Raw genomic sequence first — 25846 nt, forward strand, 5'->3', positions numbered from 1 at the left:
CGGCCTCAAATCACCTTCCGACGAAGTTTAATTCCGAGGCTTGCAGATTCGACACAGATCCCGTTTCCGGTTGGGAACAGGAGGGTTATCGCGGCGCGGTGCTGGAGTGGCGCGGCGATGACGAACCGACCGGATACCGAGGGGGAATTTATTTTGAAATCAGCAGATTGGCGTCTCGCACGAGGGGAAAGCCGCAGCATCGCGGCAGCGCTTTTCTCCGTGGTTCTGGCCTCCTGCACCTCGACCGGCGACCCGACGATGTCGGTCGTTTCGCCCGCTTTCAATTCAACCGCCACCGAAATGAGCGCGACGTCCGGCGCCAAGACCGTGACCGCGGCCGATTCGTCGCTCCAGGCCGCGGCGCCCGCCGCAGCCGGATCGAGCGTGATGAGCGAGGGCGATACGCCTTTGCCCGAGAAGGTCGCTTATGTGCCGGAGACACGGCCGCAAGCCGCCGCCTTCCCGGCCGTCGCCGTGCCGGCCGGTTCCACTGCGATTGCCGGCAGCACGCCGCAACCGCTGGTTCAACAGGCGCAAACGGCGGAACAGACGCAAACGGTCGCCGAGCAGGTCGCCGCCGGCGATGCCGCAGCAATTGCCTCAAAAGCGCAGGCGACCACGCAGGCCATGAGCAACGGCGTCTATGTAACCGCGAGCGAGCCGGCGCAGCCGCAGATCGCCGCGCCGAAGAAGAGCCTGTTCGCCTCGCTGTTCAGCACCACGCCGGCCTCGGCTGCGCCGGCGCCGCTCATCAACAACGGACGCTCCGGCGACCAATCCGCAGCGCAGGCCAAGACCACAACCGCCGCGCCGGCTCCCGCCAAGCCGATCGTGACGCTGGCCTCCGCGACGCCGGCCGCAAAGCCAGTGCAGCTCGCCTCGCTGGACGACCCGAGCTATCACATCACCGGCCCCGATGCCCTTCCCGGCGTGCGCCAGACCGCGCTGTTCGAGATCAAGCGCAAGTCCGGCATCGACGACGAGAGCGACGTCGACCTCAACGAGGATGAAGGCGGCGGCTATCAGGTGGCATCGGCCGCCGGCATGGCAAGGCTCGCGCCCAACGGCCTTTTGAAGCAGAATGAAAGCGTCGACGTCGCCTGCCTCAAGCCGTCGCTGGTGCGGGTGCTGAAGACGATCGAGGGCCATTTCGGCCGCAAGATGGTCGTCACCTCCGGTTACCGCGATCCCTCGCGCAACCGCCGCGCCAACGGCGCCAAGAACTCGCTCCATATGTACTGCGCCGCCGCCGACATCCAGGTGCCCGGCGTGTCGAAGTGGGAACTGGCGAACTATGTCCGCTCGATGCCCGGCCGCGGCGGCGTCGGCACCTACTGCCACACCGAATCGGTCCATGTCGACGTCGGCCCCGAGCGCGACTGGAACTGGCGGTGCCGCCGGCGCGGCGGCGGCGAGGACGGCTGATCCCGCCTGCCCTTCGGCTACATTCGCGCGCGCGATGCATTTTTCATCTGAAGCCACGCGTTTCACGGCGCCGTGAAAAAAGTTGTCGCATGTGGCTGGGGATGGGTTGCCGGTTGCCAACAACGCAATTATAAGCCGCTTCGTCTGAGCGCGCCCATCGTCTAGCGGTTAGGACACCGCCCTTTCACGGCGGTAACAGGGGTTCGATTCCCCTTGGGCGTACCAGACTTGACCGAAGCGGCTCCAGGGCCAGCCTTGTTTCTTCCAAAATGCGTACAGCGTGGCTGAACGGGCGCGCAGGTTGGCGTCGCTCAGCTTCGGGAAGTCTCTTACCTGAGCCGGTTCTGTGGGCTCCAGCGCAATCCGCACGTCTAGTCTAATCCGCCACAGCGCCCGAGCGGTGGTTTAGATAGCGCCAGTGACCGCGTCGTCCCTGATCCGGTGATTGCTGAGAGGGCAGACGCCGCAGGCTCCGGCGCAAAATGCCGGAGCCCGTAATGGCCGGTCAGATTTAGCCCCCGTTAGCAGGCGCCGGGGCGGGTTTGGCCGGAGCAGCGGGCTTGGAGATGGACGGTGTGGCCGGCGCCTCAACCTTGGGGGTATTGACGCTCACGTTCACATCCTTCCCTCCGCTACCATTTATATTTATCACTCCCGTCAAGAACAACAGAACAACAATTGCGATTATGCCAAGGATTACCGCAACGACTGTTCCGCCACCGCCGGAGTTTACGACTGTAGGTCCGTCGGACATGACTTTCTCTCCTTCTCGAGTTCTCACTCGATAGAAAAGAGAACTTTTGAGTATTTGTTCCACTCCCGGCCCACGGTCCCATAATACCTACGACCGAAGTCCCCTGACTGCGAAAATCGTCAAGGGTCCCGCAAGAAAAAGGCTGACCGCGGCTACCGACAAAAAAGCCCGCTGGCCGGGGCCAGCGGGCTAGAAGGTGGTGATCTCGGACCCGCCAGGACCGAGAGCTTGATCATATGTGCATATGACACGGCGCGCCGATGCCACATATGTTAAACACGGCGCGACAATCAGGAAAGTCGGCGCGAGTGTGAGCGCTCCGCCAGCAGCCTCTTCACCAGTTTTAGCAGGCCATCGAGCCGATCCCCGATGCTTCGGTGTTCTTGTCGGGAGAGGATATCGCCGATCTGCTTCACTCCCTGGGGCGTATCAAACTTGCCCCAGAACAGTCCCCAATCCGGCCCTCGCGCTCCCCGGGCCGAAACCCGTCATTAACGGCGTTGTTGGGTGACGATGTTCGCAGCGATCAGAGGGTGTAGAGTTTTGTCTCGGCCATGGAGGCTCGAATGGACCTGTTTCGGACGGCTCTCTTATGCGCGGTAATGACCGGCCTGGCCGGGCTGCAGCCCGTCCTCGCCGAGGATCAGCCCGTCCAGTCGAACGGCGACACGACGCAACAACTGCCGCCCATCCACTGTGAGGGACAGAACTGCCTGCCGCCGAGGAACGACCCCGCCCTCGAGTGCAAGGGGCAGGATTGCACGCCGGCACCAGCGACCGACCAGCCGACGGGCCCGGAGATTAAAAAGGTCAAGTGAGAAGCAGCGCGCCTCCGCGGCGAACGGCATACCGTTGCTTGAGCCAGCGCGGATTGACGATTAGAAAGGCAACGCCTCCCCCAGAACGCCGAGCGCCGATCAATCCGGAACCATCGGCGCCGGCTCTTCGCACCGATAGACCATGCACCGGCCGTCACTGGCCGGGACATAGTCGACCATCGGCACGTAGGGAGCGTCGCACTCATTGCCGAACTGGCGGACATAGCGCTCATATGTGTTCGCCCCCGTGGTCAGCACCACCGCATGCCGGCTCTGAATCAGCGCCTGGGTCTGCGCGCAGGTCATCTTGCGTGTGTCGGGCCGCGCATCGGCGAAATTTGTGGCGGCAACGATCATCGCTGCCGTGCAAAACGCAATCTTGCCTATGGGCATGGTGGCATCCTCGCAAAACATCCTATCGCCAAACTCGCATCTGGCGACGCCGCTCCGCAACGGCGGTACGGTCACGATGCAGCGAGCGAAGCCTTGAAAAGCAGTTGAAGGCTATCGCCAAACGCCCGGTGCCCGAGGACGAACATCGTGCGACGTCAGGCCGTTGCAAACACCACCGTCTGCAGCAGCCCTCCCCCGGGCCGATTCTCCAGCGTGATCGTCCCGCCGTAGCGTTCGATGATCTCCTTTGCGATCGCAAGCCCAAGCCCCGCGCCCGGAATGAACTGCGTGCGCGCCGGATCGACCCGGAAGAACGGCTCGAAGGCCTTGTTCAGGAGGTCCGGCGGGATGCCGGGGCCGCGATCGGCGATGGTGAGGATCGCCCGGCCGCGCCGCCCCGCAAGCGCGACGGTGCAGCTCTTGCCATGCGTCGCGGCGTTGACGATCAGGTTGCGCAGCGCCCGGCGCAAGCCAAGCGCGCCGGCTTTGATCGACACATGATCGAGATGGTCGATGGTCACCGCATGGCCGAGCGAGACCATCTCGACCTCGATATCGCGAACCAGCCTGTCCAGTTCCACCGGCTCGACCGCGTCCTGGTTGACCTCCTCGCGCACCAGGCGGATGGCGCTGTCGGCGATACGGTCGAGCTCGTCGAGGTCGCTCAGCCATTTCTCGCGATCCTCCTCGAGGAACTCGGCACGGAGCCGCATCCTGGTCATCGGGGTCCTGAGATCGTGGCCGGCGGCGGCGACCAGCCGCATGCGGCTTTCCATCGCCGTCCTCAATCTTGCCGACAGCTCGTTGAGCGCATGGGCGGTGGCCCTCACCTCGGCCGAGCCTTTTTCCGGCAAGGTAGCCAGCACGCCGTCCGATCCGATCTTGCTGGCGGCGGCCTCGAGCATTTCGAGCGGCCGCACCAGCACGCCGGTGAAGTAGATCGACACCGGGGTGGCGCCGAGCACGATCAGCACCATCCAGCCCGCCAGCCCGTACCAGACGTCGCGCGGCGGGCCGAAATCGGGCACGTCGACGATCATCCAGCGACGGTCGGGCAGCTCGACGGAAGCGACCATTCCCGGCCTGCCGGCATTGCGGCTGACCACGGCCGAAACATTCAGCCCGTCATGGTGCAGGATCTCGTTCAGCACCTTTGTGTGCTTGCGGTCCTCGAAGCCGTCGGCCGGGCGATCCTTCACGGTGACGGGCGCATCGCCTGAATTCGGCACGTGGCCGGGAGCCAGTTGCACCATGTACTGAATCTGATGGGCGAGCGGCCCCATGATGAGTTCCGGCGACGGACCGCCGAGCACCTTGACCGCGACGAAAGTGGCGAGCCCGACGACGCCGAGGATCGATACGACCAGCAGGACGATCAGCCGCCGGCGCAGCGAGGTCATGTCCCGGTCTCCGCCGTCTCCACGCGCGCGGTCAGTTGATAGCCGCCATTGCGCACGGTTTTGAACAGGTTCTCCTCGCCCGCCTCGGCGAATTTCCGCCGCAGCCGGCTCATCAGCACGTCGACGGAGCGGTCGAGCGGCTCGCGCTCGCGCCCTTGCGTCAGATCGAGGAGCTGGTCGCGCGACAAAAGCCGCCCCGGCCGGTCGAGAAAGACCTGCAGCAGGTCGAACTCGGCGCCGGTAAGGTCGATCAGGGCGCCGTCGGCGTCCATCACCTTGCGTGTGTCAGGCTCCAGCCGGTAACCGGCGAAATGATAGACGCGAACCTTGGGCGGCGCGGCTTCGTTCGGCGCCGAGCGCCTGAGCACCGCCCGGATGCGGGCCGAAAGCTCTCGCGGATTGAACGGCTTGCCGAGATAGTCGTCGGCGCCGAGCTCCAGCCCGATGATGCGGTCGACATCCTCTTTCAGCGCCGTCAGTAGGATGACGGGGATATGCGGCTTGCGGTCCCGCAGGCTCCGGCAGATGTCGAGACCGGAGCCGTCGGGCAGCATGACGTCGAGCACGATGAGGTCGAACTGGCCTGAGCCGAGCTTCTGCTCGCATTCGCTCCGGTCGGCGGCCACCGACACGCGAAATCCCTGCCCGTCGAGATAGCGCCCGAGCAGCGTCCTGATCTCGCGGTCGTCGTCGACGACAAGGATGTGGGATTGTGCCTGCATACTTAGCCCGCTTGCCTGTTTGTTCGTGATTATAGGGAGCGGCGCAGCCGAGCGGCACGGAAAATTGCAACGGAACGTTTCCGCAAAGCCGCTGGAAACATTCGGAAACAAATCTCCCTTTTCCGGAAACCTACGGCAACGCGCCGAAGCAATACGGCAAAAGACGCTTCCTATCCTCCCGGCATCCGAAGCATGCAGGAAAGGATCATGTCATGCGAAGCAGACTTCTGGCGCTTGGCCTCTTCTCGGTCGCGGCCATCCACCCCGTGCTCGCCGCGCAACCAGAACCTGGCGCAGCACCCGGGGACGAGCCGCCGGCAATCGGCCGACAGGACGACCCCGGCCCCGACACCGGCCCCGGTCCGATGCCGTGGCATGGCCAGCGCTGGGCGATGCGGCACGGCCCCGAGGGCTTCGGTCCGCGCCGCGTGGGTCCGCCGCCGGAATTTCTTGCCGCCCGGCTCGCCGCGCTCGAAACCCGGATCGGCATCCGCTCCGAACAGCTCGACGCCTGGCGCGACTACACCAGCGCGCTGCAGGCGGTGCTGGCGCCGCCGTCGCGGCCCGATTTCGGCCAGCCCGGCCGCGGGCCGGACGATGCCGCCGGCGGCAAGCCGGATCAGGCAAAGCGCGATCCCTTCGCCTTCCAGGAAAAGCTGGCCGACGAGGTGACCAAGCGCGCCGCCTCGGCCGCCAAGCTCAAGGACGCCATCACCGTGCTGCGGGCCAAGCTGACGCCCGAGCAGCTCGAAATACTCGCTTCGGCGGATCGGCCGCACGGCCCGCCCCCCGGTCCATGGGGTGATCCGCCGGATGCAGCCGGCCCCGGAAGTTTGCCTGATCACGGCGGACAGCTCCCTCCACCCCCATCGCGGAGTGGCGAGCAACTCTGACCGGCTGCGCCGGCCGGCTCCCCTGACCCACCCGTTCAAGGGCCGGCCGGCTCTTCTTGCAACCGAAAGACGCGTCGTGCTGCCGCCGGCAGCACGACGCGAGATGGAGAGCACCATGTGGGAAGCGCTGATGATGCTGCGCCTCATCGTGTCTGTGGCTCCGGGCTTGCCGGTCGGCCGGCGCACTCCTGAGCCGGCTATTGCGCCCATCCCAACCGGAGCCGCGATCCAATTGAACTTCGCAGCCTATCGGCTGTCGCTCCCGATCGCCTCGCCCAATGTCAAAAACGATGGCCGCAAAATTGCGTAAGCGACTTTTTCTTCTGCTGGCTTTGCTTGTCGTGTTGGCCGCCGTCGCCGCGCTCAAGGCCTATGGCCGTGCCTCGACCGAACCCGCCACACACATCCCTGCGTCGGCGGCGACACTTACGGTTTCCGTAGAGAAGGTCGCCTCCGAAACGGTCACGTCGTCGATCAGCGCGACCGGTACCGTCGCCGCCTGGCAGGAAGCGACGCTCGGCGCGGAAGAAAGTGGCCTGCGCCTGACCGAGGTCCTGGTGGCCGAGGGCGATCATGTGAAAGCCGGTGATGTCGTCGCGCGGTTGGACGACTCGCTCCTCAAGGCCCAGCTCGCCGAGCAGAAGGCAGCCGTCGCCCAGGCGCAGGCGACGCTCGACTCCGCGCTGTCGGCCGCCGCGCGCGCCGACAAGCTGCTGGCCAGCAATGCCGTCAGCGCGGAGACCGCCGAGGAAAAAGCGACCGCGGTGAAAACCGGCAAGGCCGGCGTCGATCAGGCCGAAGCCGCGGCCGAACGGCTGCAGGCCCAACTCGACAGGACGATCATCCGCGCGCCATTCGACGGCATCGTCTCCAGCAAGCCGGCCGTGACGGGTTCCATCGTCCAGGCCGGCACCGAGCTGATGAAGATCGTCCGCGACGGCAGGCTGGAGGTCGCCGTGCTTGTCCCTGAAAAAGACCTGGCGGCAATCTCGGCCGGTCAGGCGGCCAACATCGTCGATGCGTCCGGCCACGCCTTCTCTGGCAGCGTTTCCCAGGTAGCCGAGACGGTCAACGCGACCACCCGGCTCGCCACCGTCTATGTCGCCGTTGGCGAGGGCTCGGGCCTGAAGCCTGGCATGTTCGCTCGCGTCACGATCGACACGGCGGCGTCCCGGCAGCTCACCGTCGCCGAGATGGCCCTGGTCTGGCATGACGGCAAGCCGGCCGTGTTCGTCGTCGACGGTCAAGGCAAGGTCAGCGCGCATCCTGTTGCGACCGGCGCGCGCCAGAACGGCCGGGTGGCCATCGAAAGCGGCTTGTCGGAAGGCGACCACGTCGTCGTCGTCGGCGCCGGCTTCCTCAACGACGGCAACCTCGTGCGTGTCGCCGCCGACGAGACGAAGGCTGCCGACGCTGCGAGCACGGCGGAGCCGGCGCAATGAACGCCATCTCCTCCTGGTCGATCCGCAATCCGGTTCCGACCATCGTGCTGTTCCTGTCGCTTGCGATCGCCGGCGTCTATGGGTTCATGCAGCTGCGCACCAACAACATGCCCGACATCGACCTGCCGACCGTCACCGTCACGGTGGCGCAGCCGGGCGCGGCGCCGAGCGAAATGGAAGTCCAGGTGGCGCGCGTCATCGAGAACGCCGTCGCGACCCTTGAAGGCGTCGACGACGTCTCGACCTCGATCAGCGAAGGCTCGTCCGTCACCACTGTCGAATTCACCCTCGGCACCGATCCGGAGACCGCCACCAACGATGTCCGCAACGCGGTGTCCGGCGTGCAGTCCAGCCTGCCGGCCGCTGCCCAGACGCCGGTCGTGGCGAAGGTCAACGCAACCGGCAATTCGGTGCTGACCTTCGTCGTCGAGGCGCCGACCATGTCGCCCGACGCACTGAGCTGGTACATCGACAATGACGTCGCCAAGGTCCTGCTCGGCGTCGACGGCGTCTCCAAGATCACCCGTTCCGGCGGCGTCGACCGCGTCATCCGCGTCGAGCTCGACCCCGACCGGCTCGCCGCTCTCGGCATCAGCGCCGGCGATGTCAGCCAGACGCTGGCCTCCAACAACGTCAACCAGCCCGGCGGCCGCGCCAATATCGGCGGCCAGGAGCAGTCGGTGCGCACGCTCGCCAGCGCCCCGACCGTCGAGGCACTGGCCGATACCCGCATCGCGCTGGGCGGTGCCGGCGACGTCAAGCTCTCCGACCTCGGCACCGTCGTCGACAGCTGGGAAAAGCCCCGCCAGGCCGCCTATCTCGACGGCAGGCAGGTCGTCGCCTTCAATGTCTACAGATCGGTAGGCTCGAGCGAGATCGACGTGGTCAAGACCGCCCGCGCCGCGATCGCCGATATGGGCGCCAAGACCACGAGGGCGAAATTCACCGAAGTCACCTCCTCATCCGGCTTCGTCCAGGAAAGCTATGACGCCGCCCTCGAAGCTCTATGGCTGGGCGCGCTGCTCGCCGTCGGCGTGGTCTGGCTGTTCCTGCGCGACATCAGGGCAACGCTGGTGTCGGCGGTGGCGATGCCGCTGTCGCTGATCCCGACCTTCGCGGTGATGGCGGCCTTCGACATCTCGCTCAACAACATCACCCTGCTGGCGCTGTCGCTGGTCGTCGGCATCCTCGTAGACGACGCCATCGTCGAAATCGAGAACATTGTGCGCCACATGCGCCAGACCGGCGTCAGCGCCTACCGGGCGGCGATCGAAGCCGCGGATGAGATCGGCTTGGCGGTAGTGGCGACGACCGCCACCATCGTCGCCGTTTTCCTTCCGGTGGCTTTCATGTCCGGCATTCCCGGCAAGTTCTTCTTCTCCTTCGCCGTCGCCGTCTGCGTGTCGGTGCTGTTCTCGCTGCTGGTGGCACGCATGCTCACCCCGCTGATGGGCGCCTATCTGGTGCGTGCCGGCGGCCAGGACGAGGATGACACTCCTGCCTGGGTGCCGACCTATCTCTGGCTGCTGCGCAAGGCGCTCGACCACCGCTGGATCACGCTTGCTGCCGGCATCGCCTTCTTCGCCGGCTCGATGATGCTGGCGACACACTTGCCGACTGAGTTCATGGCGGCGGCGGATCGCGGCCGCTCGATGATCTCGGTCGAGCTGCAGCCCGGCTCGACTATCGAGCAGACCACCGCGGTGGTGCAGGATATCACCAAAAGGCTGGGGAATGAGCCGGCCGTCGACAGCGTGTTTGCCACGATCGGCACAGCCGCCTCGTCGGGCGGAGGGCCGAACCAAAGTTCGAGCTCGGCTGAAGTGCGGACCGCGACCATCACGGTCAACCTGAAGCCGCGCGCCGAGCGGACGATGAGCCAGCAGCAATTCGAGGCCGAGGCTTCGCCAAAGCTCAACGACATCCCAGGCGCCCGCATCCAGTTCGGCGCGGACGGCTTCTCCGGCGCCAAGGTGTCGATCACGCTGGTCGGCGACGATGGCGAAGCCCTCGAAAAGGCAAGCGATGCGCTGATCGACGGGATGAAATCGGTTCCCGGGCTGATCAATCCGACGTCGACCGCGGCCACCACCAAACCCGAGCTTATCGTGCGGCCCGACAGCGCCAAGCGGCCGAGCTCGGCGTCACGCCGACCGAGATCGCCGCGACTGTCAAGATCGCCACCATCGGCGACACCGACACCAGCCTGGCGAAATTCAATCTTGGCGACCGTCAGGTCTCGATCATCGTCACCGTGCCCGACGGTGCCATCGATGATCCGGCAAAGCTCGCCATGCTGCCGCTGACGGGCACCAAGGGCGTGGTTCCGCTCGGCGCCGTCGCCGATATCGGCTTCAACGCCGGCCCGAACAGCATCACGCTTGTCGACAGAAGCCGCAGCGCCACGGTCGAAGCCGATCTTTCCGGTCTGACGCTCGGCCAGGCGACCGAAGCCATCCGCGCCCTGCCCGCGATGCGCAACCTTCCGGCCGGCGTGCATGAGCTGGCACGCGGCGATGCCCAGCGCATGCAGGAGCTGTTTTCCGGTTTCGCGACCGCAATAGCCGCGGGCATCATCCTGATGTACCTGACGCTGGTGCTGCTCTTCCGCAGCTTCGTGCAGCCGGTGACCATCCTGGTCGCATTGCCGCTCTCGGTCGGCGGCGCGCTTGGTTTCCTGCTCATTACCGGCAAGGCGCTTGGCATCTCGCCGTTGATCGGCATACTGATGCTGATGGGCATCGCGGCCAAGAACCCGATCCTGCTTGTCGAATATGCTCTGGTCGCCGAGAAGGGGCATGGCGTGAGCCGCTTCGAGGCACTGCTCGACGCTGCCCGCAAGCGGGCCAGGCCCATCGTCATGACGTCGATCGCCATGGGCGCCGGCATGCTGCCGATTGCGCTTGGCATCGGCGCCGACGCAGAGACGCGTGCGCCGATGGCGATCGCCGTGATCGGCGGGCTCATCTCCTCGACCGTGCTCAGCCTCGTCTACGTGCCGGTTGTTTACACTTTCATGGACGACATCCAGCGGGTCCTTGCCCGACATCTGGGCAAGCTATTGGTCGACGGACCTCGCGCCGATAGCCGCGCCGTAACTGCAATTCCGGGGAAAGTTTCAGACAATGCCCATGCAATCTAATCAATCCTTTCTGCGTTCAAGGCCGCGCCAGCTTTCCTCCTGGGCCGGAATGTTGTGCGCTGCCCTGCTCCTGGCGGCCTGCTCGCAGGAAAAGAGCCAGGTGCCGCCCGGCATGGGTGGCGTTGGGCGGCCCGAGGTCGGCGTCGTCACGCTGCACCCGCAGTCGGTTGCGATCACCGCCGAGCTGCCCGGCCGCACCGCCGCCTCGCTCGTCGCAGAGGTGCGCCCGCAGGTCGATGGCATCATCCAGCAGCGCCTGTTCCAGGAAGGCGCCGAGGTGGTGGCGGGACAGCCGCTCTACCTCATCGATCCGGCGAGCTATCAGGCCGCCTATGACAGCGCCGTTGCCGCGCAGCAGAAGGCGGAAGCCGCGGTGCCCACCGCGCAGGCGAAGTTCGACCGCTATTCCGGGCTGCTGAAGCAGAACGTGGTCTCGAAGCAGGATTACGACGATGCCGCCGCGACGCTGGCGCAGGCCCAGGCCGATGTCGCATCGGCCAAGGCCAGCGTCGAGACCGCGAAGATCAGCCTCGACCGCACCTCGATCACCGCGCCGATCGCTGGCCGGATCGACAAATCGACATTGACGCCGGGCGCGCTGGTCACGGCCAACCAGGAAACGGTGCTGACCACCATTCGCTCGCTCGACCCGATCAATGTCGACGTCACGCAGTCCAGCACCAACCTGCTCAACCTGCGCCAGGCGATCAACGAAGGCCGGCTGAAATTCAGCGGGACCAATGTCAGCGTCAAGCTGAAGCTCGACAACGGCACCATCTACGCGCAGAACGGCAAGCTGGAATTCGCCGGCGCCAATGTCGACCAGTCGACCGGCACCTTCGCGCTCAGAGCCCAGTTCCCCAATCCCGACCGCCTGCTCCTGCCCGGCATGTATGTACGCGCCATAGTCGAGGAAGGCGTTGCGCAAAACAGCTTCCTCGTGCCGCAGCGCGGCGTCACTCGCGACCCCAAGGGCCAGGCGACGGCCATGGTGGTCAATGCCCAGGGCAAGGTCGAGCAGCGAACGCTGAGCGTGCGCAACAGTGTCGGCAACAACTGGCTGGTGGATTCCGGCGTCGGCGACGGCGACCGCGTGATCGTCGAGGGCCTGCAGTTGGTGCGCGCCGGCGGCGACGCGACAGCGGTCGAAGTGACGATCGACGAAACGACCGGCGAGATCAAGGATCGCGAGCAGAGCTCGGCCTCGGCAACGCCAGCCGGCGGCAATGCCGCCAACGCCGCAAAACAGCCCGCCTCTGGCGCAACCGGGAACTGAGCAATGTCGGCTTTTCTTCATCAACCGGCCGATCTTCGCCTGGGTGATCGCCATCGTGATCATGCTGGGCGGACTGCTGGCGCTGCAAACGCTGCCGATCTCGCAATATCCCCAGATCGCTCCCACGACAGTCAACATCAGCGCCACCTATCCCGGCGCCGACGCGCAGACCGTCGAGAACTCGGTGACCAAGGTCATCGAGCAGGGCATGACCGGCATCGACAATCTCGACTACATGACCGCGACCTCGACCTCGACCGGCCAGGCCTCGATCACGCTGACCTTCACCAGCGCCGCCAATCCCGACGCCGCGCAGGTGCAGACGCAGAACAAACTGCAATTGGTTCAGTCGCAGCTGCCGCAGGTCGTCCAGAGCAACGGCATCACCGTCTCCAAATCCTCGACCGGCTTCCTGATGGTCATCGGCTTCGTCTCCACCGACGGGAAGATGAACTCGACCGACCTCGCCGACTATGTCGACTCCACCATCAACGACACGCTGAAGCGCGTCGAAGGCGTAGGTTCCACGCAGCTCTTCGGCTCCGGCTACGCCATGCGCATCTGGCTCGATCCCGACAAACTGGCGCAATACGCGCTGATGCCGAGCGATGTCGCCACCGCGATCGAGGCGCAGAACACGCAGGTTTCGGCCGGCCAGCTCGGCGGCCTGCCGGCACGCAAGGGCCAGCAGCTCAACGCCACGGTGACGGCCAAGAGCCGGCTGCAGACCGCCGAGCAGTTCCGCAACATCATCCTCAAGAGCAACACCGACGGCTCGCTGGTACGCCTCAACGATGTCGCCAAGGTCGAGATCGGCGCCGAAAGCTACACCACCCAAGCCCATTACAACGGCAAGCCGGCCGCCGGCGTCGCCGTCAACCTGGCCACCGGCGCCAACGCCATCAGCACCGCCGAGGCGGTGCGCGCGACCATCAATCGCCTGAGCTCGACCTTCCCGCAAGGCGTCGAGGTCGTCTACCCGTACGACACCTCGCCCTTCGTGCGCCTGTCGATCGAGGAAGTGGTGAAGACGCTGGAGAAAGCGATCGTGCTGGTGTTCCTGGTGATGCTGCTTTTCCTGCAGAACCTGCGCGCCACCATTATCCCGACGATCGCGGTGCCGGTGGTGCTGCTCGGCACGTTCGGCGTGCTGTCCTTCTTCGGCTATTCGATCAACACGCTCACCATGTTCGCCATGGTTTTGGCCATCGGCCTGCTCGTCGACGACGCCATCGTCGTGGTCGAGAATGTCGAACGCGTCATGCATGAGGAAGGCCTGCCGCCGAAAGAGGCGACGCGCAAATCGATGAACGAGATCACCGGCGCGCTGATCGGCATCGCCACCGTGCTGTCGGCCGTGTTCGTGCCGATGGCTTTCTTCGGCGGCTCCACCGGCATCATCTACCGGCAATTCTCGGTCACCATCGTCTCGGCCATGGTGCTCTCGGTGCTGGTCGCGCTTGTGCTGACGCCGGCGCTCTGCGCCACCATTCTGCGCGCGCCAAAGGACCATGCGGCGCAGAAGGGGCCGTTCGGCTGGTTCAACCGCCTCTTCGACCGCGGCACGATCGCCTATCGCGACGGCTCGCATGGCATCATCAACCGGTCGTGGCGCTTCCTCGCCGTGTTTCTGGCCATCGTCATCGCCATGGGCTGGATGTTCGCCCGGCTGCCGAGCTCGTTCCTGCCGGATGAGGATCAGGGCATCCTGATCACCAGCGCCTCGCTGCCTGTCGGCGCGACGCAGGATCGCACCGAGCGCGTGCTCGCCAAGGTGACCGACCACTATCTCAACGAAGAGAAGGATGCTGTCGAAGGCGTGTTCACCGCTTCCGGCTTCGGCTTCGGCGGCGCCGGACAGAATGTCGGCATCGCTTTCGTGCGGCTGAAGGAGTTCGACCAGCGCAAGACGCCGGCACTCGCCGCGTCGGCGGTGGCCGGCCGCGCCATGGGCGCCTTCTCCAGGATCAGGGACGCGCAGGTCTTCGCGCTCGCCCCGCCGGCCATCCAGGGTTTCGGCAACACCAACGGCTTCGATTTCTACCTGCAGGACGTCAACGGCGCCGGCCATGAGGCGCTGATCCAGACGCGCAACCAGCTTCTGGGCTTGGCCGCGAAAAGCCCGCTGCTCGCCAACACCCGCCCCAATGGCCAGGAGGACCAGCCGCAATTCTCGGTCGATATCGACCAGGAAAAGGCCAGCGCGCTCGGCATCAGCCTCGCCGACATCAACAACACGCTGTCGACCGCCTGGGGCAGCGACTACGTCAACGACTTCATCGATCGCGGCCGGGTGAAACCGGTCTATCTGCAGTCGGACCCGGATTTCCGCATGCAGCCGGAAGATCTCGACAAGTGGCAGGTCCGCAACTCTGGCGGCGCCATGGTGCCGTTCTCGGCCTTCGCCTCCAGCCACTGGACCTATGGATCGCCCCGCCTCGAACGCTACAACGGCTCGGCCGCGGTCGAGATCCAGGGCGCTGCGGCCGCCGGCCAAAGCTCGGGCGCGGCGATGGACGAGATCGACAAATTGGTCGCGCAACTGCCCGCCGGATATTCGCATGAATGGACGGGGCTGTCGCACCAGGAGAAGCTTTCCGGCAACCAGGCCATGTCGCTCTACGCGATTTCGGCGCTGGTTGTGTTCCTCTGCCTTGCGGCGCTCTATGAAAGCTGGTCGATCCCGTTCGCCGTCATGCTGTCGGTGCCGATCGGCATATTCGGCGCGCTGGCGGCGGCCACTCTCTTCGGCCAGACCAACGACGTCTATTTCAAGGTCGGTCTGCTCACCACGATCGGTCTCGCGGCCAAGAACGCCATCCTCATCGTCGAGTTTGCCATTGAGCGCCAGTCTGCCGGGATGGGGCTGGTCGAGGCGACGCTGGAAGCGGCGCGGCAACGCCTGCGGCCGATCCTGATGACGTCGCTGGCCTTCATCCTCGGCGTCACGCCTCTGGCGATCGCCAGCGGCGCGGGCTCCGGCGCGCAGAACTCGGTCGGCATCGGCGTCATGGGCGGCATGATCGCGGCGACCGCGATCGGCGTCTTTCTGGTGCCGCTGTTGTTCGTCACGGTGCGCCGCATCTTCAAAGGCAGGGCGGCCAAGCAGGATACGGGCGGGACACAAGCCACAGCCACTCCGGAATAAAGGTTTCTCTCAAATGACAGGTTTTGAACGCGGTCTCGCGACCGCGAAGGGGCTCTTTTTGCCCGCTTTTGCCGCTGCCCTGCTCTCGGGATGCGTCGTCGGTCCGGATTACCAGAAGCCTCTGCTGGCGATGCCGGCGAGTTGGGGCGGGCAAAAGGCGGCGAAACCGGCGAGACCGGCGCAATTGTCCAAATGGTGGCAGCGTCTGCGCGATCCCGAGCTCAACGCGCTCGTCGAGGAAGCGGTTGCCGGCAATCTCGATGTGGCAAGCGCCAAGGCTAAGATCCGCGAGGCGCGGGCGAGCTATCGCCAATCGGTGGGCGCGTTGCTTCCCTCCGCCGACGGTTCTGCCTCGGCCACCCGCAACAGGGTTTCCGCCACTTCCGCGGGCACGACGGCCAGCGAGACCTACAGCCAGTATCAGGCGGGCTTCGATTCCAGCTGGGAACTCGACCTCTTCGGCGCCAACCGCAGGGGCGTCGAGGCGGCGAGCTATGGGCTGGACGCTTCCGAAGAGGAACTGCGTTCGACCCTTCTCACGCTGGTTGGCGATGTGACCTCGAACTACGTCCAGGCGCGCGGCTACCAGGCCCGCATAGCGCTCGCCCGGCGCTCCGCCGCATCGCAGCGGCAGACCGCCCAACTCACCCGCACGATGGCTCTGGCCGGCTCGGCGACCGCGGCGGATGTTGCCAAGGCGGAAGGACAGGCCAGCGGTACGGAAGCCGGCCTCCCGAGCCTGGAAGCAAGCTATGCCGAAGCCGTGCATCGCCTTTCCGTGCTGACCGGGCGGCCGCCGGCGGCACTCAACGAACGCTTGAGGCGCGTGAAGCCGATCCCGGCGCCGCGCCTGCCGATCCCGACCGGTATCCCGGCCGACATTCTGCTCACCCGCCCGGACGTGCGCATGGCCGAGCGGCAATATGCACAGTCCACCGCCAAGATCGGCCAGGCCGAGGCGGCGCGCTATCCGAGCGTCAGCCTGACCGGCGACATCAGCACCACCGCCCTCAAGCTCGGCGATCTCGGCAAGAACTCCACCATCGGTTGGTCCTTTGGTCCGACGCTCAGCGTGCCATTGTTCAATGGCGGCCGGTTGCAGGCGGCCGTCGACGTCGCCAAGGCTCAGCGCGACCAGTATTTCGTCGCCTACAAGGCCGCCGTGCTCACGGCGCTGGAAGACGTGGAGAACGCCACGGTTTCGCTGTCGCAGGAGCGCATCAGAAACGGTAAGCTCGCCTCCTCGGCCAAGTCCTATGGCGATGCCGCGCGGCTAGAAAGAACGCTCTACAAGGCTGGCGAGACCAGCCTTCTCGACGTGCTCGATGCCGAACGGTCAGCCTATTCCGCCGATGATTCCGTCCTGCAAAGCCGCGTCTCGATCGCCACCGACTACATTGCCCTCAACAAGGCGCTTGGCGGCGGCTGGGACGGCGCGATCTACACCGCCAGGCCCGAAATCATCGATGTCGGCACCGGGCCGCGACTGGCATCGAGGGCCCAATGAGACAATGTGCACGATGTTTATCCGTCTGTTGACGGCCCGTACAAATCTCCGTGAGCCATGGCCGCAAACAATATCCCACTATATAACAGCCTCGTTGAGGTAATGAGATGTCAGGCGCCTACGATCTCGGAACCAATCTGGTTCGCCGTATCTATGAAAAGCGCATAGATGCACCGGCCATTCTTGATGCCGGCACGCATTTTCCCAATGCCGCAAAGTTCAGCGCCGCCTGGCAAGATATCCGCGACGAGGCGCTGGCGGCGAAGCTGAACAGCGCGCCACGCTTCCACGACATCATGCCGGAGCAGGCCGATATATCGGCCAATGACGGCCTCGACTGGCGCATGTTCGTGCTCAAGGCCTATGACATGACGGTGCCGGAGAATCTCGCGCGCATGCCGGTGCTGAGCCGGCTGCTCACGGAGTGCCCCGAGGTCAAATCGGCGGCCGTCTCGTTCCTCGCCCCGCGCAAGCACATCCCGCCGCACCGCGGACCCTTTCGCGGCATCATGCGGTTCCATCTCGGCCTGGTCATCCCGAAGCAGGCGGACGGCCGTCCGGCGACGATCATGATGATCAACCACGAGGAAAGGCGCATCGCCGACGGCGAGTGCATGCTCTGGGACGACACGTTCGAGCACGAAGTCATGAACAACTCGGATCAACCCCGCGTCGCTCTCCTGCTCGACGTGTGGCGTCCGCAAATGCCGCTGGACATGGAAATCCTGTCGCGTGTGATCGTGCGCGGCGTCCAGGTGGGAATGCGCTATCGCGGCGTGTCGTTCGGCGGCTGAGGCTGCGGTCGTGCTCTAAGCTCGCGCGTCGCGATATGCTCCTGCCCTGCTGCCGAGCTTGCCGGGGAACATCGCATCCTTCGCCAGCAATCCGCTGACACGGCAGAAGGCGGCGAAGGCGCGGCAGGCTTCCTCTGCGCTGACCACGTCGACCGTAGCGCCGAAACAGGCGTTGAACGCGGCTTCGTAGACCTTGCCTTGGCGCTTCGGCCAGTCCTGCAGGAAATCGAGCGCCTGCTCGACGCTGTAGATTTCCTCGACCGGCAGACCGGGCGCGGGCGTGATGCGCACCGGCACCTCGAATTGCAGTCTGTCCATTCCCTGTCTCCCGAACTGGCGTGGCCGGAGCAACGCCGCTCGTTCTGAAAAGTTTCTTTTGCGGCCTTCTGACTCGCAAATGTGACCTCAGTGCGATGAAGAATCGGTTCGCCGGTACGGCAGATCGGTCTCAGACCGCGTCGATAACCGGCTGCATTGCCAATGCCGGGTTTCCACCTTATTGCCGGCCATCACAGCTGCCGTGGGCGAAAAAGATGAGCGAAATCCGGGTTGAGTCTCTCACCAAGCGGTATGGCGGCACAACGGCGCTGGACGGTGTCTCGCTGGCCTTTCCGAAGGGTTCCTTCACCGCGCTGCTCGGCCCCTCCGGCTGCGGCAAGACGACAATGCTGCGCCTGATCGCCGGCTTCGAGGCGCCGAGCGAAGGCCGCGTGTTCCTTGGCGACGCGCTAGTCGCCGATCCGCAGCGGCAGGTGCCGCCGGAAGCGCGCAATGTCGGCGTCGTTTTCCAGTCCTACGCGCTGTGGCCGCATATGGATGTCGCCGAAAACGTCGCTTACCCGTTGAAAGCCAGGCATGTGCCTTCCGCCGGCATCCCGGCCCGCGTCGCGGCGGTGCTCGATATTGTCGGGCTCGGCGGCTTCGCCAAGCGTCGCATCGACGAATTGTCGGGTGGCCAGAGGCAGCGCGTGGCGCTCGCCCGCTGTCTCGTCGCCGAAACCGGCATCATCCTGTTCGATGAGCCGCTCGCCAATCTCGACATGCATCTGCGCGCCGCGATGGTCGATGCTTTCCGCGACATCCATCGCCGCACCGGCGCGACGATCGTCTATGTCACGCATGACCAGGCCGAGGCGCTGGCGCTTGCCGACCGTGTCGCCGTGATGAGCAAAGGCAGGCTGCTGCAGGCAGCGCCCCCGCAGGAGATCTATCGTTCTCCCGCCGACGCCGCGGTTGCCGGTTTCGTCGGCCGCGGCAGCCTGATTTCGGGCAACACCGTCGGCCATTCGGATCAGGCCTCGATCATCGATATCGCCGGCCACCGGCTCGCGGCGCGCAGCCACGACAAGCCGGCCGGCGCGGTCAAGGTCCTGCTGCGCCCGGAAGCCCTGCGCATCGCAGCCGAGGGCCTGCCGGCAACAGTGCTGGACAGCGTTTATCGCGGCCCCGTGCACGAGGTGCGGCTGGCGCTCGCCGAGCCCGGACAGCATCTGCTGGTCGACAGCGCCGAGGCGCTGGCGGCGGGGCAGCTTGTGCATGTCGCGGTGTCCGATGCCTGGGTGGTGCCGGGCACTTGATTAAAAGCAATTCCAGGAAAGTGTGAGCGGTTTTCCGTCCGGAATTGCGTACGAACAAGAGATCGGGCGGTTCGCCGTTTCCGTGAAACGGTGGAACGCCCTATCGCCAGGGCAATACGCCGGCGGGCAGACGGCGGCCGAACCGGTCTAACGCCAAAAGCAGCACGACCACGACGACGATCGTGGACACCGCGATGGCCGCCGCCTGTGTGCCGAGCCCCGCCTCTTCCAGGCTGAACAGCACGACGCCGAGCGTCTCCTTGCCGCTCGACCACAGCAGCGCCGAGACCGTCAATTCGTTGAAGGCGCTCATGAACACCAAGAGCCCGCCCGCGACGGCCGCGGGCGCAGCAAGCGGCGCCGTGATCGTCCAGAGCCGCCCGAACGGACCCGCGCCGGACACCGCCGCCGCTTCATCGAGATCGCGGGGAATTTGCCCGACCGCCGTCGTCACCGGTTTCATCGCCAGCGTCAGGAAGCGCATCGCATAGGCGACCAGGATGATCGACGCGGTCGCATAGAGGCTGCCGACCAGCGGCAGCGGCCGCAGGAAAAGTAGGATGCAGGCGATTGCCAGCACCACGCCGGGGATCGTGTAAGGCAGGTCGACGATGCCGCCGAGCACGCGCCGCAAGTGCTTGTCGAAACGCTCGAGCCGTGCGGCCATTGGGATGACGGCAAGGGCAAGCATCAGCGCCGCGCCGCCGGCAAAGAGCAGCGAATTGCGGAAGGCCCGCACCGTGGATGCCTGCCGAACCAGAACTTCCGTATAGTTGGCGATCGTTGCCGTCCGCGGGCCAAGCGGCACGCCGAAGGACGGCACCAGCGATGTCGCCAGCAGCGCGCAGGCCGGAAGAATGAGGATCAGGCCGATGACCAGCCAACCAGCGCAAGCAAGTGGAAGTCGGAAGCGGCCGAGCTCGAACCGCGCGGGCGTGCCGGCGACAACGCGATGCCCGGCGCCCCGCAAGGCCAGCGACTGGAAGACCATGCCGACAAGCGCCAGGGCGCCGACCAGCACCGATAGAGCCGCAATCTGCGGCAAGACGCTCGGCCCAAAACTCGACAGGTCCTGGTAGATCAAGGTCGGCAGCGTGAGATGGTTGGCCGGCATGCCGAGCAGAGCCGGTATGCCGAAATTGCCGACACCCGAGACGAAGGCAAGGGCGGCCGCGGCCACCGCATAGGGCCGCACGACCGGCAGCACGACGGTCCGCAGCACGCCGAGCGGCCGTGCGCCGCAGGACCGCGCCGCCTCGACCAGATCGCGCGGCACGCGTGACAGCCCTGCCCGCATGGTGATGAAGACGATCGGCGCGTGCTGGACGCCATAGAGGAGGATGATGCCGCCACGGCCAAGCATCGGATTGCCGCTGCCAGGCGCAGGCGCCAGCCCAAGCATGCCGAGCAGCGTGCTCGACGGGCCGAAGAGATGCAGCCAGGCGAGCGCCGTCACCTGCGGCGCGATCATCAGCGGCAGAAGCAGCAGGAAGCCGAGGATCTTTCGCCCTGGCAGATCGGTCATCGTCACCGCGATCGCGAATGGAATGCCGAGGCAAAGCGCCAGCAGCGCGCCGAAGAAGGCCGTATCCAGCGTGTGCCAGGTCCCCTTGAGCGCGGCGGGGCTGGCAAGCCGCCCTGCGAAGGCGGCGAAATCGACCTCTCCGCCGGGCGCGATCGCCGCAAGGACGAGACGCACCATGGGCAGCAGGCTGAGCACCGCGATGACGGAGAGCACGGCCAGCGCCGACAGACGCTGGCGGGACACCAGGGACGACAGCGCCAAGCCGCCTGCCCGCGGCAACGCCGGGTTCGACCCGGCGACGCGATGTTCCGCGGAGGCCAAACTTGCCTTCCGCGCGCTTACTGGCTCATCACCGCGCTGAATTTTTCCTTGTTCTGCGCATCGTTGGTGAGCGCGGCGGCCGCATCATAGTCCAGCACCTTGATCGAGGCTCGGTCAGGATAGCCGGCCGGCAGCGCGACGTCGGTGCGGGCCGGGATGTAGCCCATCTTGGCCGCCACTTCCTGCCCGTCCTTCGACAAGAGGAAGTCGACAAACGCTTTGGCGGCGTCCTTGTTCTTGGCGGTGGAGAGGATCGCGACGGGCTCGGTGACGGCGGACACACCTTCCTTCGGGAACACGAACTCGACGGGCGCGCCCTTGGCCTTCTCACGGATCGGCATATAGTCGACGATCATGCCGAACAGCTTGTCGCCGCCGCTGACGGCCTTGAGCACGTCGCCGTTGCCGCCGCTGGCCTGGGCGCCGTTCTTGGCGAGCGCGCCGTAATAGTCCCAGCCTTCCGGCAAATTGCCCGTCAGCGTCACCGTGTGGATCATCGCGGCGCCCGAGGTCAGGGGGCTCGGCATCGCTATCAGGCCCTTGGCCTCGGGCTTCTTCAGGTCTTCCCAGCTCGTCGGCACGAAAGGCGCCTTGGTGTTGTAGACGATGCCGGTGGTAATCAGCTTGGTCGAGAAATAGGTCTTGTCCTTGTCGTACAGCGCGGCGTCGAGGCCGTCGACCTTGGCCTCCGGATAGGCAAGCAGCCGCCCTTCCTTCTTCAGGCCTTCCATCGTCACGACATCGGCGATCAGAAGCACGTCGGCCTGAGGCTGGCCGGCCTCGATCTCGGCATGAAGCTTCGCCAGGATCTTCGGCGTGCCGTCGCGCACCCAGTCGACCTTGATGCCCGGGTTCTTGGCCATGAAGGCGTCGACAGTCTGCTTGGCGTCGGTATTCGGCTGGCTGGTATAGAGCACCAGCCTGCTGTCGGCGGCGGCGCCCGCCACGGTGGATGCCAGCAATAGGGCGGCGAGGACGATCTGGCGCATGGAAATACCTGTTCTTGATCAAGCTGAGGAAAGTCCGGCGAGCGCCGGGGTTGGAGAACCTGACTAAGGCCGCAGGATAACCATTATGTGACAGGACGACGCAACCCGCGCCGCCCTGCCCTGCTCTTGTTCGATATCGTCGGCGCTACTGGTTGGCCGGGTCAGTCTCGGCGTCATAGGCCATGCGGACAACCACCATCAGCAGATAGGCGGACGGCAGCGCAAAGATAGCCCCGAGCACGATCGCCGCCGTTCCTTCCATGCGAAGGGTAGCGGCGACGGCCCAGTAGACGGTGCCGATGCAGATTACCGCCTGAACCGCCAGAAACGCGGCCGCGGCAGCCGCGCGGGTGAGTGTCTTGAACGTCTTGATGCGTTGCATTGAAGAAAATCCAAACTGAAGCGCACGCGACCGGCGGACGGCCAGCGGCCGTCGCCGGGTCGCGACGCGAAGAGATATTTTGATTTGGATGCCGCGCCTTGCGGCTAAGGCCTTATGTGGCGGGCGGAGCGCGTGGCTGGTTGGTGCGCGAAGGCGTCGCGATTCCCGCCGCGGGCGTGACGCCGATCTCGGCCGGCAACGCTCGGCCGATAACCAGGAAATCGGCCGGGGGCTCGAGCGCGCCGGGATTGTCGCCGACGAGCTTTATCGGCAGCGGCCGGTTGGCCCTGACCTCAAGCGCCTGCGCCTTGCCGGTCGTCCTGAGCAGCGCGATCGTGTCGCCCTGGCGGGCGGCGCTGATGCTGGAGGGGCCCTGGAGCGAGACGGCTGATGCGGAGATTTCTGCCTGGGCGAAGCTGAGCAGCGCGAGCATCAGCAGCGCTATCAGGCCCGCAAAAGCGGTCCTGACCGGCAGCAGCTTCGATCTTTCGCGTTCAGGCGCCGTCAAGACTATCTCCGGATACCACAACCCGACCTAACCGATGGAATGGGCGAAGGAAAGCCGCAATGGAGACCGCAATCGCACTTCGTCCTTGAACCTTGCGGCTTCCGGTGCCAAATCTGGAGCAGATTTTCGCATTCGGCTCCGTTGGAGCCCTCGCTGGCAAACGGACAAGAATGGTTACCTATCTCGACGCCTCCACCGCGCCCCTTCGAAACACGGGCCAGATCCGCCTTTATGGCGAGGAAGGCTTTGCCGGCATGCGCAGGGCCTGCGATCTCACAGCGCGCTGCCTCGACGAGCTCGTGCCGATGGTGAAGCCCGGCGTGACGACGGAAGCGATCGACCGCTTCGTCTTCGAGTTCGGCATGGACCACGGCGCTCTGCCGGCGACGCTCAACTATCGCGGCTACACCAAGTCGTCCTGCACCTCTATCAACCATGTCGTCTGCCACGGCATTCCCGACAACAAGCCGCTGAAGGAAGGCGACATCGTCAACATCGACGTCACCTATATCCTCGACGGCTGGCACGGCGATTCCTCGCGCATGTATCCGGTGGGCACGATCAAGCGGGCCGCCGAGCGCTTGCTCGAAGTGACTTACGAATGCCTCATGCGGGGCATCGCCGCAATCAAGCCCGGCGCCCGCACCGGCGCTATCGGCGCCGCGATCCAGACCTATGCCGAGGCCGAGCGCTGCTCGGTGGTGCGCGATTTCTGCGGCCACGGTGTCGGCCAGCTTTTCCACGACGCGCCGAACATCCTGCATTACGGCACCGTCAATGAAGGCGTCGAGATGCGTCCCGGCATGATCTTCACCGTCGAGCCGATGATCAATCTCGGCCGGCCGCATGTGAAGGTTCTGTCGGACGGCTGGACGGCGGTCACGCGCGACCGCTCGCTGTCGGCGCAGTACGAGCACACGATCGGCGTCACCGACAGCGGCTGCGAGATATTCACGCTGTCGCCGAAAAAGCTCGACCGCCCCGGCCTGCCAGCCTAGAACTTCGACCAAGCCTGAGGGGGAGCGGGCGAACATGGGCAAAGTCGAGGACGAGCGGGCATTCTTTTCCGAAGGCTGGGTCGAGCCGCCCAAGACGGCGCCGAAAAAAGCCGCAGCAGCGGAAAAGCCACATTATCACGGCCATCGCGACCGCCTGCGCGAACGTTTCGTCGCCGGCGGACCGGACGCCCTGCCCGACTATGAATTGCTCGAGCTGCTGCTCTTCCGGCTGATCCCGCGCGTCGACACCAAGCCGATCGCCAAAGCGCTGATTGCCCGCTTCGGCTCGCTGGCCGAGGTGCTGGGCGCGCCGGCATCCCTGCTTGAGGAAGTCAAAGGCATCGGGCCGACGGTCGCGACCGATCTCAAGGTCATCGCAGCGACAGCCCAACGCATGGCGCGCGGCGAGGTGCGCGGCCGCGAGGTCCTGTCCAACTGGACGCAACTGCTCGACTATTGCCGCTCGGCCATGGCCTTCGAGAACCGCGAGCAGTTTCGCATCCTGTTCCTCGACAAGAAGAATGGACTCATTGCCGACGAGGTGCAGCAGACCGGCACTGTCGACCACACGCCGGTCTATCCGCGCGAGGTGGTGAAGCGCGCGCTGGAACTTTCCGCCAGCGCCGTCATCCTGGTGCACAACCACCCTTCGGGCGATCCGACGCCGTCGCGCGCGGATATCGAGATGACCAAGCAGATCATCGACACGGCCAAGCCGCTCGGCATTGCCGTGCACGACCACATCATCATCGGCCGCAAGGGCAATGCTTCGATGAAGGGACTGCTGCTGATTTGAGGCGTTTGCCCGACATTTCGGAATTGCCGGGACATCGTCGCCTCATCAGATAGTCGGCTCTGGAATTTCAGCAGGAAATCAAGCATGATGGGCTTGGTATTTCCCCGAGGATGCTTCGCGCTTCCATGAAATACCGGAGGACGGGACATGGCCATCGCGCTTGTACTCGTTTTGATCGTCGTGGGCTCGGTGTTGTTCCACTTCCTGAGCCCATGGTGGTGGACGCCGATTGCGTCGAACTGGGACTATATCGACAACACCATCATCATCAGCTTCTGGATCACCGGCGTCGTCTTCGCCGCCGTTGTACTTTTCATGGCCTATTGCGTGTTCCGCTTCCGCCATCGCGAAGGCAACCGCGCCGCCTACGAACCCGAGAACAAGCGGCTCGAATCGTGGCTGACCGCGGGCACCGCGCTCGGCGTCACCGCCTTGCTGGTCCCTGGCCTGTTCGTCTGGAACCACTTCGTCAACGTCCCGCGCGAGGCGGCCGATATCGAGGTTGTCGCCCAGCAATGGCAATGGAGCTTCCGCCTGCCCGGCAAGGACGGCAAGCTCGGCACATCCGACACTCGCGACGTATCGGCTGAAAACCCGCTTGGCATCGCACCCGGCGACCCCAACGGCCAGGACGATATCGTGGTCGAGGCCGCAGACCTGCACTTGCCGGTAGGCAAGCCGGTCAAGGTCCTGTTGCGCTCCATCGACGTGCTGCACGATTTCTACATCCCGGAATTCCGGGCCAAGATGGACATGATCCCGGGTTCGGTCACCTATTTCTGGTTCACCCCGACCAGGACCGGAACCTTCCAGGTTCTGTGCGCTGAGCTGTGCGGCCAGGGACATCCGCTCATGCATGGCGTCGTCATGGTCGACACCGAGCAAGACTATCTGGCCTGGCTCGGCCAGCAACAGACCTTTGCGCAATTGTCCGCGCCCAAGCAAACAGGCTCGGCGAACCAACCGTCAGAAAAGACGATGGCGTCCGGTTTGGACGTCGCGGCAAAACTCGAAATGCTCGAGGCCCGCTGAACAG

At 65.2% G+C, this 25846-nt stretch carries 21 protein-coding genes, 1 tRNA gene and 1 pseudogene; 15 read left to right on the forward strand and 8 right to left on the reverse strand.

The annotated features are described in order from the left end of the window. Positions 1-258: 258 nt before the first annotated feature. The 3 genes from ACVMIM_RS24040 to ACVMIM_RS24050 all read left to right on the forward strand — a co-directional run bounded on the left by ACVMIM_RS24040 (position 259) and on the right by ACVMIM_RS24050 (position 2997). The gene (locus tag ACVMIM_RS24040; protein WP_476117343.1) at positions 259-1425 is read left to right on the forward strand and encodes a YcbK family protein; all 1167 of its coding nucleotides are present in this window, start codon (positions 259-261) and stop codon (positions 1423-1425) included. 150 nt (positions 1426-1575) lie between these two features. Next, positions 1576-1650: transfer RNA gene (locus ACVMIM_RS24045), tRNA-Glu, on the forward strand. Positions 1651-2745: 1095 nt separating this feature from the next. Continuing rightward, positions 2746-2997 carry a hypothetical protein gene (locus tag ACVMIM_RS24050; protein ID WP_476114952.1) on the forward strand — a complete coding sequence of 84 codons (252 nt, stop codon included), beginning with the start codon at positions 2746-2748 and terminating at the stop codon, positions 2995-2997. Positions 2998-3096: 99 nt separating this feature from the next. On the opposite strand, the gene ACVMIM_RS24055 is transcribed toward ACVMIM_RS24050, so the two are convergent. From ACVMIM_RS24055 to ACVMIM_RS24065, 3 genes are all read right to left on the reverse strand, one after another. Next, on the reverse strand, positions 3097-3390 hold the full coding sequence (locus ACVMIM_RS24055) for a hypothetical protein (RefSeq protein WP_278047838.1): 294 nt from the start codon (positions 3388-3390) through the stop codon (positions 3097-3099). Between the two features lie 155 nt (positions 3391-3545). Continuing rightward, the gene (locus ACVMIM_RS24060) at positions 3546-4790 is read right to left on the reverse strand and encodes an ATP-binding protein (protein ID WP_476114954.1); all 1245 of its coding nucleotides are present in this window, start codon (positions 4788-4790) and stop codon (positions 3546-3548) included. Next, entirely contained in the window at positions 4787-5512 is a 726-nt protein-coding gene (locus tag ACVMIM_RS24065) for a response regulator (RefSeq protein ID WP_476114955.1), read from the reverse strand. Before ACVMIM_RS24065 ends, ACVMIM_RS24060 begins: the two co-directional genes overlap by 4 nt. 212 nt (positions 5513-5724) lie before the next feature. Here ACVMIM_RS24065 and ACVMIM_RS24070 point away from each other — a divergent pair, with 212 nt between their 5' ends. From ACVMIM_RS24070 to ACVMIM_RS24105, 8 genes and pseudogenes are all read left to right on the forward strand, one after another. Then, the gene (locus ACVMIM_RS24070) at positions 5725-6405 is read left to right on the forward strand and encodes a hypothetical protein (protein ID WP_476114956.1); all 681 of its coding nucleotides are present in this window, start codon (positions 5725-5727) and stop codon (positions 6403-6405) included. Positions 6406-6520: 115 nt separating this feature from the next. Further along, positions 6521-6715: a hypothetical protein gene (locus ACVMIM_RS24075; RefSeq protein WP_476114958.1), complete on the forward strand. Its 195-nt coding sequence runs from the start codon at positions 6521-6523 to the stop codon at positions 6713-6715. Further along, on the forward strand, positions 6708-7847 hold the full coding sequence (locus tag ACVMIM_RS24080) for an efflux RND transporter periplasmic adaptor subunit (protein ID WP_476114959.1): 1140 nt from the start codon (positions 6708-6710) through the stop codon (positions 7845-7847). Before ACVMIM_RS24075 ends, ACVMIM_RS24080 begins: the two co-directional genes overlap by 8 nt. Further along, a pseudogene (locus ACVMIM_RS24085) lies at positions 7844-10989 on the forward strand (efflux RND transporter permease subunit). The gene ACVMIM_RS24080 and the pseudogene ACVMIM_RS24085 overlap by 4 nt, the downstream one beginning before the upstream one ends. Then, entirely contained in the window at positions 10973-12265 is a 1293-nt protein-coding gene (locus tag ACVMIM_RS24090; RefSeq protein WP_476114960.1) for an efflux RND transporter periplasmic adaptor subunit, read from the forward strand. The pseudogene ACVMIM_RS24085 and the gene ACVMIM_RS24090 overlap by 17 nt, the downstream one beginning before the upstream one ends. Next, on the forward strand, positions 12216-15413 hold the full coding sequence (locus ACVMIM_RS24095) for an efflux RND transporter permease subunit (protein WP_476114962.1): 3198 nt from the start codon (positions 12216-12218) through the stop codon (positions 15411-15413). The genes ACVMIM_RS24090 and ACVMIM_RS24095 overlap by 50 nt, the downstream gene beginning before the upstream one ends. Positions 15414-15426: 13 nt before the next feature. After that, entirely contained in the window at positions 15427-16920 is a 1494-nt protein-coding gene (locus ACVMIM_RS24100) for an efflux transporter outer membrane subunit (protein ID WP_476114963.1), read from the forward strand. Between the two features lie 107 nt (positions 16921-17027). Then, on the forward strand, positions 17028-17714 hold the full coding sequence (locus tag ACVMIM_RS24105) for an aspartyl/asparaginyl beta-hydroxylase domain-containing protein (RefSeq protein ID WP_476114964.1): 687 nt from the start codon (positions 17028-17030) through the stop codon (positions 17712-17714). Positions 17715-17729: 15 nt separating this feature from the next. Here ACVMIM_RS24105 and ACVMIM_RS24110 read toward each other — a convergent pair whose 3' ends face one another. Then, complete coding sequence (locus ACVMIM_RS24110) at positions 17730-18032, reverse strand: DUF982 domain-containing protein (protein WP_041004215.1); 303 nt, start codon at positions 18030-18032, stop codon at positions 17730-17732. 215 nt (positions 18033-18247) lie between these two features. Between ACVMIM_RS24110 and ACVMIM_RS24115 the strand changes: the two genes are divergently transcribed. Beyond that, the gene (locus tag ACVMIM_RS24115) at positions 18248-19291 is read left to right on the forward strand and encodes an ABC transporter ATP-binding protein (protein WP_476114966.1); all 1044 of its coding nucleotides are present in this window, start codon (positions 18248-18250) and stop codon (positions 19289-19291) included. 100 nt (positions 19292-19391) lie between these two features. Here ACVMIM_RS24115 and ACVMIM_RS24120 read toward each other — a convergent pair whose 3' ends face one another. The 4 genes from ACVMIM_RS24120 to ACVMIM_RS24135 all read right to left on the reverse strand — a co-directional run bounded on the left by ACVMIM_RS24120 (position 19392) and on the right by ACVMIM_RS24135 (position 23016). Next, positions 19392-20993: an ABC transporter permease gene (locus tag ACVMIM_RS24120; RefSeq protein WP_476117344.1), complete on the reverse strand. Its 1602-nt coding sequence runs from the start codon at positions 20991-20993 to the stop codon at positions 19392-19394. A 161-nt stretch (positions 20994-21154) separates the two neighbouring features. Then, entirely contained in the window at positions 21155-22126 is a 972-nt protein-coding gene (locus ACVMIM_RS24125) for an ABC transporter substrate-binding protein (RefSeq protein WP_476114967.1), read from the reverse strand. A gap of 145 nt (positions 22127-22271) precedes the next feature. After that, positions 22272-22508 carry a hypothetical protein gene (locus ACVMIM_RS24130; RefSeq protein WP_041004209.1) on the reverse strand — a complete coding sequence of 79 codons (237 nt, stop codon included), beginning with the start codon at positions 22506-22508 and terminating at the stop codon, positions 22272-22274. Positions 22509-22620: 112 nt separating this feature from the next. Beyond that, positions 22621-23016, reverse strand: coding sequence for a hypothetical protein (locus ACVMIM_RS24135; protein WP_476114969.1), 396 nt, complete (start codon positions 23014-23016; stop codon positions 22621-22623). 170 nt (positions 23017-23186) lie between these two features. On the opposite strand from ACVMIM_RS24135, the gene map reads away from it, so the two are divergent. From map to ACVMIM_RS24150, 3 genes are all read left to right on the forward strand, one after another. Further along, entirely contained in the window at positions 23187-24014 is an 828-nt protein-coding gene (gene map, locus ACVMIM_RS24140; RefSeq protein ID WP_041004380.1) for a type I methionyl aminopeptidase, read from the forward strand. A 34-nt stretch (positions 24015-24048) separates the two neighbouring features. Further along, complete coding sequence (gene radC, locus ACVMIM_RS24145; protein WP_476114971.1) at positions 24049-24810, forward strand: RadC family protein; 762 nt, start codon at positions 24049-24051, stop codon at positions 24808-24810. A gap of 147 nt (positions 24811-24957) precedes the next feature. After that, positions 24958-25842, forward strand: a complete 885-nt coding sequence (locus ACVMIM_RS24150) for a cytochrome c oxidase subunit II (RefSeq protein ID WP_476114972.1) — start codon at positions 24958-24960, stop codon at positions 25840-25842. Positions 25843-25846: the final 4 nt, after the last annotated feature.

The sequence above is a fragment of the Mesorhizobium sp. USDA 4413 genome (assembly GCF_056280365.1).

What these genes read in the sequence shown, in the direction of transcription:
- ACVMIM_RS24095 (WP_476114962.1), top strand. Translation starts at nt 12,216, where the DNA reads ATGCCGCCAACGCCGCAAAACAGCCCGCCTCTGGCGCAACCGGGAACT.
- ACVMIM_RS24050 (WP_476114952.1), top strand. Translation starts at nt 2,746, where the DNA reads ATGGACCTGTTTCGGACGGCTCTCTTATGCGCGGTAATGACCGGCCTG.
- map (WP_041004380.1), top strand. Translation starts at nt 23,187, where the DNA reads ATGGTTACCTATCTCGACGCCTCCACCGCGCCCCTTCGAAACACGGGC.
- ACVMIM_RS24055 (WP_278047838.1), bottom strand. Translation starts at nt 3,390, where the DNA reads ATGCCCATAGGCAAGATTGCGTTTTGCACGGCAGCGATGATCGTTGCC.
- ACVMIM_RS24105 (WP_476114964.1), top strand. Translation starts at nt 17,028, where the DNA reads ATGTCAGGCGCCTACGATCTCGGAACCAATCTGGTTCGCCGTATCTAT.
- radC (WP_476114971.1), top strand. Translation starts at nt 24,049, where the DNA reads ATGGGCAAAGTCGAGGACGAGCGGGCATTCTTTTCCGAAGGCTGGGTC.
- ACVMIM_RS24130 (WP_041004209.1), bottom strand. Translation starts at nt 22,508, where the DNA reads ATGCAACGCATCAAGACGTTCAAGACACTCACCCGCGCGGCTGCCGCG.
- ACVMIM_RS24070 (WP_476114956.1), top strand. Translation starts at nt 5,725, where the DNA reads ATGCGAAGCAGACTTCTGGCGCTTGGCCTCTTCTCGGTCGCGGCCATC.
- ACVMIM_RS24110 (WP_041004215.1), bottom strand. Translation starts at nt 18,032, where the DNA reads ATGGACAGACTGCAATTCGAGGTGCCGGTGCGCATCACGCCCGCGCCC.
- ACVMIM_RS24090 (WP_476114960.1), top strand. Translation starts at nt 10,973, where the DNA reads ATGCCCATGCAATCTAATCAATCCTTTCTGCGTTCAAGGCCGCGCCAG.
- ACVMIM_RS24115 (WP_476114966.1), top strand. Translation starts at nt 18,248, where the DNA reads ATGAGCGAAATCCGGGTTGAGTCTCTCACCAAGCGGTATGGCGGCACA.
- ACVMIM_RS24065 (WP_476114955.1), bottom strand. Translation starts at nt 5,512, where the DNA reads ATGCAGGCACAATCCCACATCCTTGTCGTCGACGACGACCGCGAGATC.
- ACVMIM_RS24120 (WP_476117344.1), bottom strand. Translation starts at nt 20,993, where the DNA reads ATGGTGCGTCTCGTCCTTGCGGCGATCGCGCCCGGCGGAGAGGTCGAT.
- ACVMIM_RS24150 (WP_476114972.1), top strand. Translation starts at nt 24,958, where the DNA reads ATGGCCATCGCGCTTGTACTCGTTTTGATCGTCGTGGGCTCGGTGTTG.
- ACVMIM_RS24060 (WP_476114954.1), bottom strand. Translation starts at nt 4,790, where the DNA reads ATGACCTCGCTGCGCCGGCGGCTGATCGTCCTGCTGGTCGTATCGATC.
- ACVMIM_RS24040 (WP_476117343.1), top strand. Translation starts at nt 259, where the DNA reads ATGTCGGTCGTTTCGCCCGCTTTCAATTCAACCGCCACCGAAATGAGC.
- ACVMIM_RS24125 (WP_476114967.1), bottom strand. Translation starts at nt 22,126, where the DNA reads ATGCGCCAGATCGTCCTCGCCGCCCTATTGCTGGCATCCACCGTGGCG.
- ACVMIM_RS24075 (WP_476114958.1), top strand. Translation starts at nt 6,521, where the DNA reads ATGTGGGAAGCGCTGATGATGCTGCGCCTCATCGTGTCTGTGGCTCCG.
- ACVMIM_RS24100 (WP_476114963.1), top strand. Translation starts at nt 15,427, where the DNA reads ATGACAGGTTTTGAACGCGGTCTCGCGACCGCGAAGGGGCTCTTTTTG.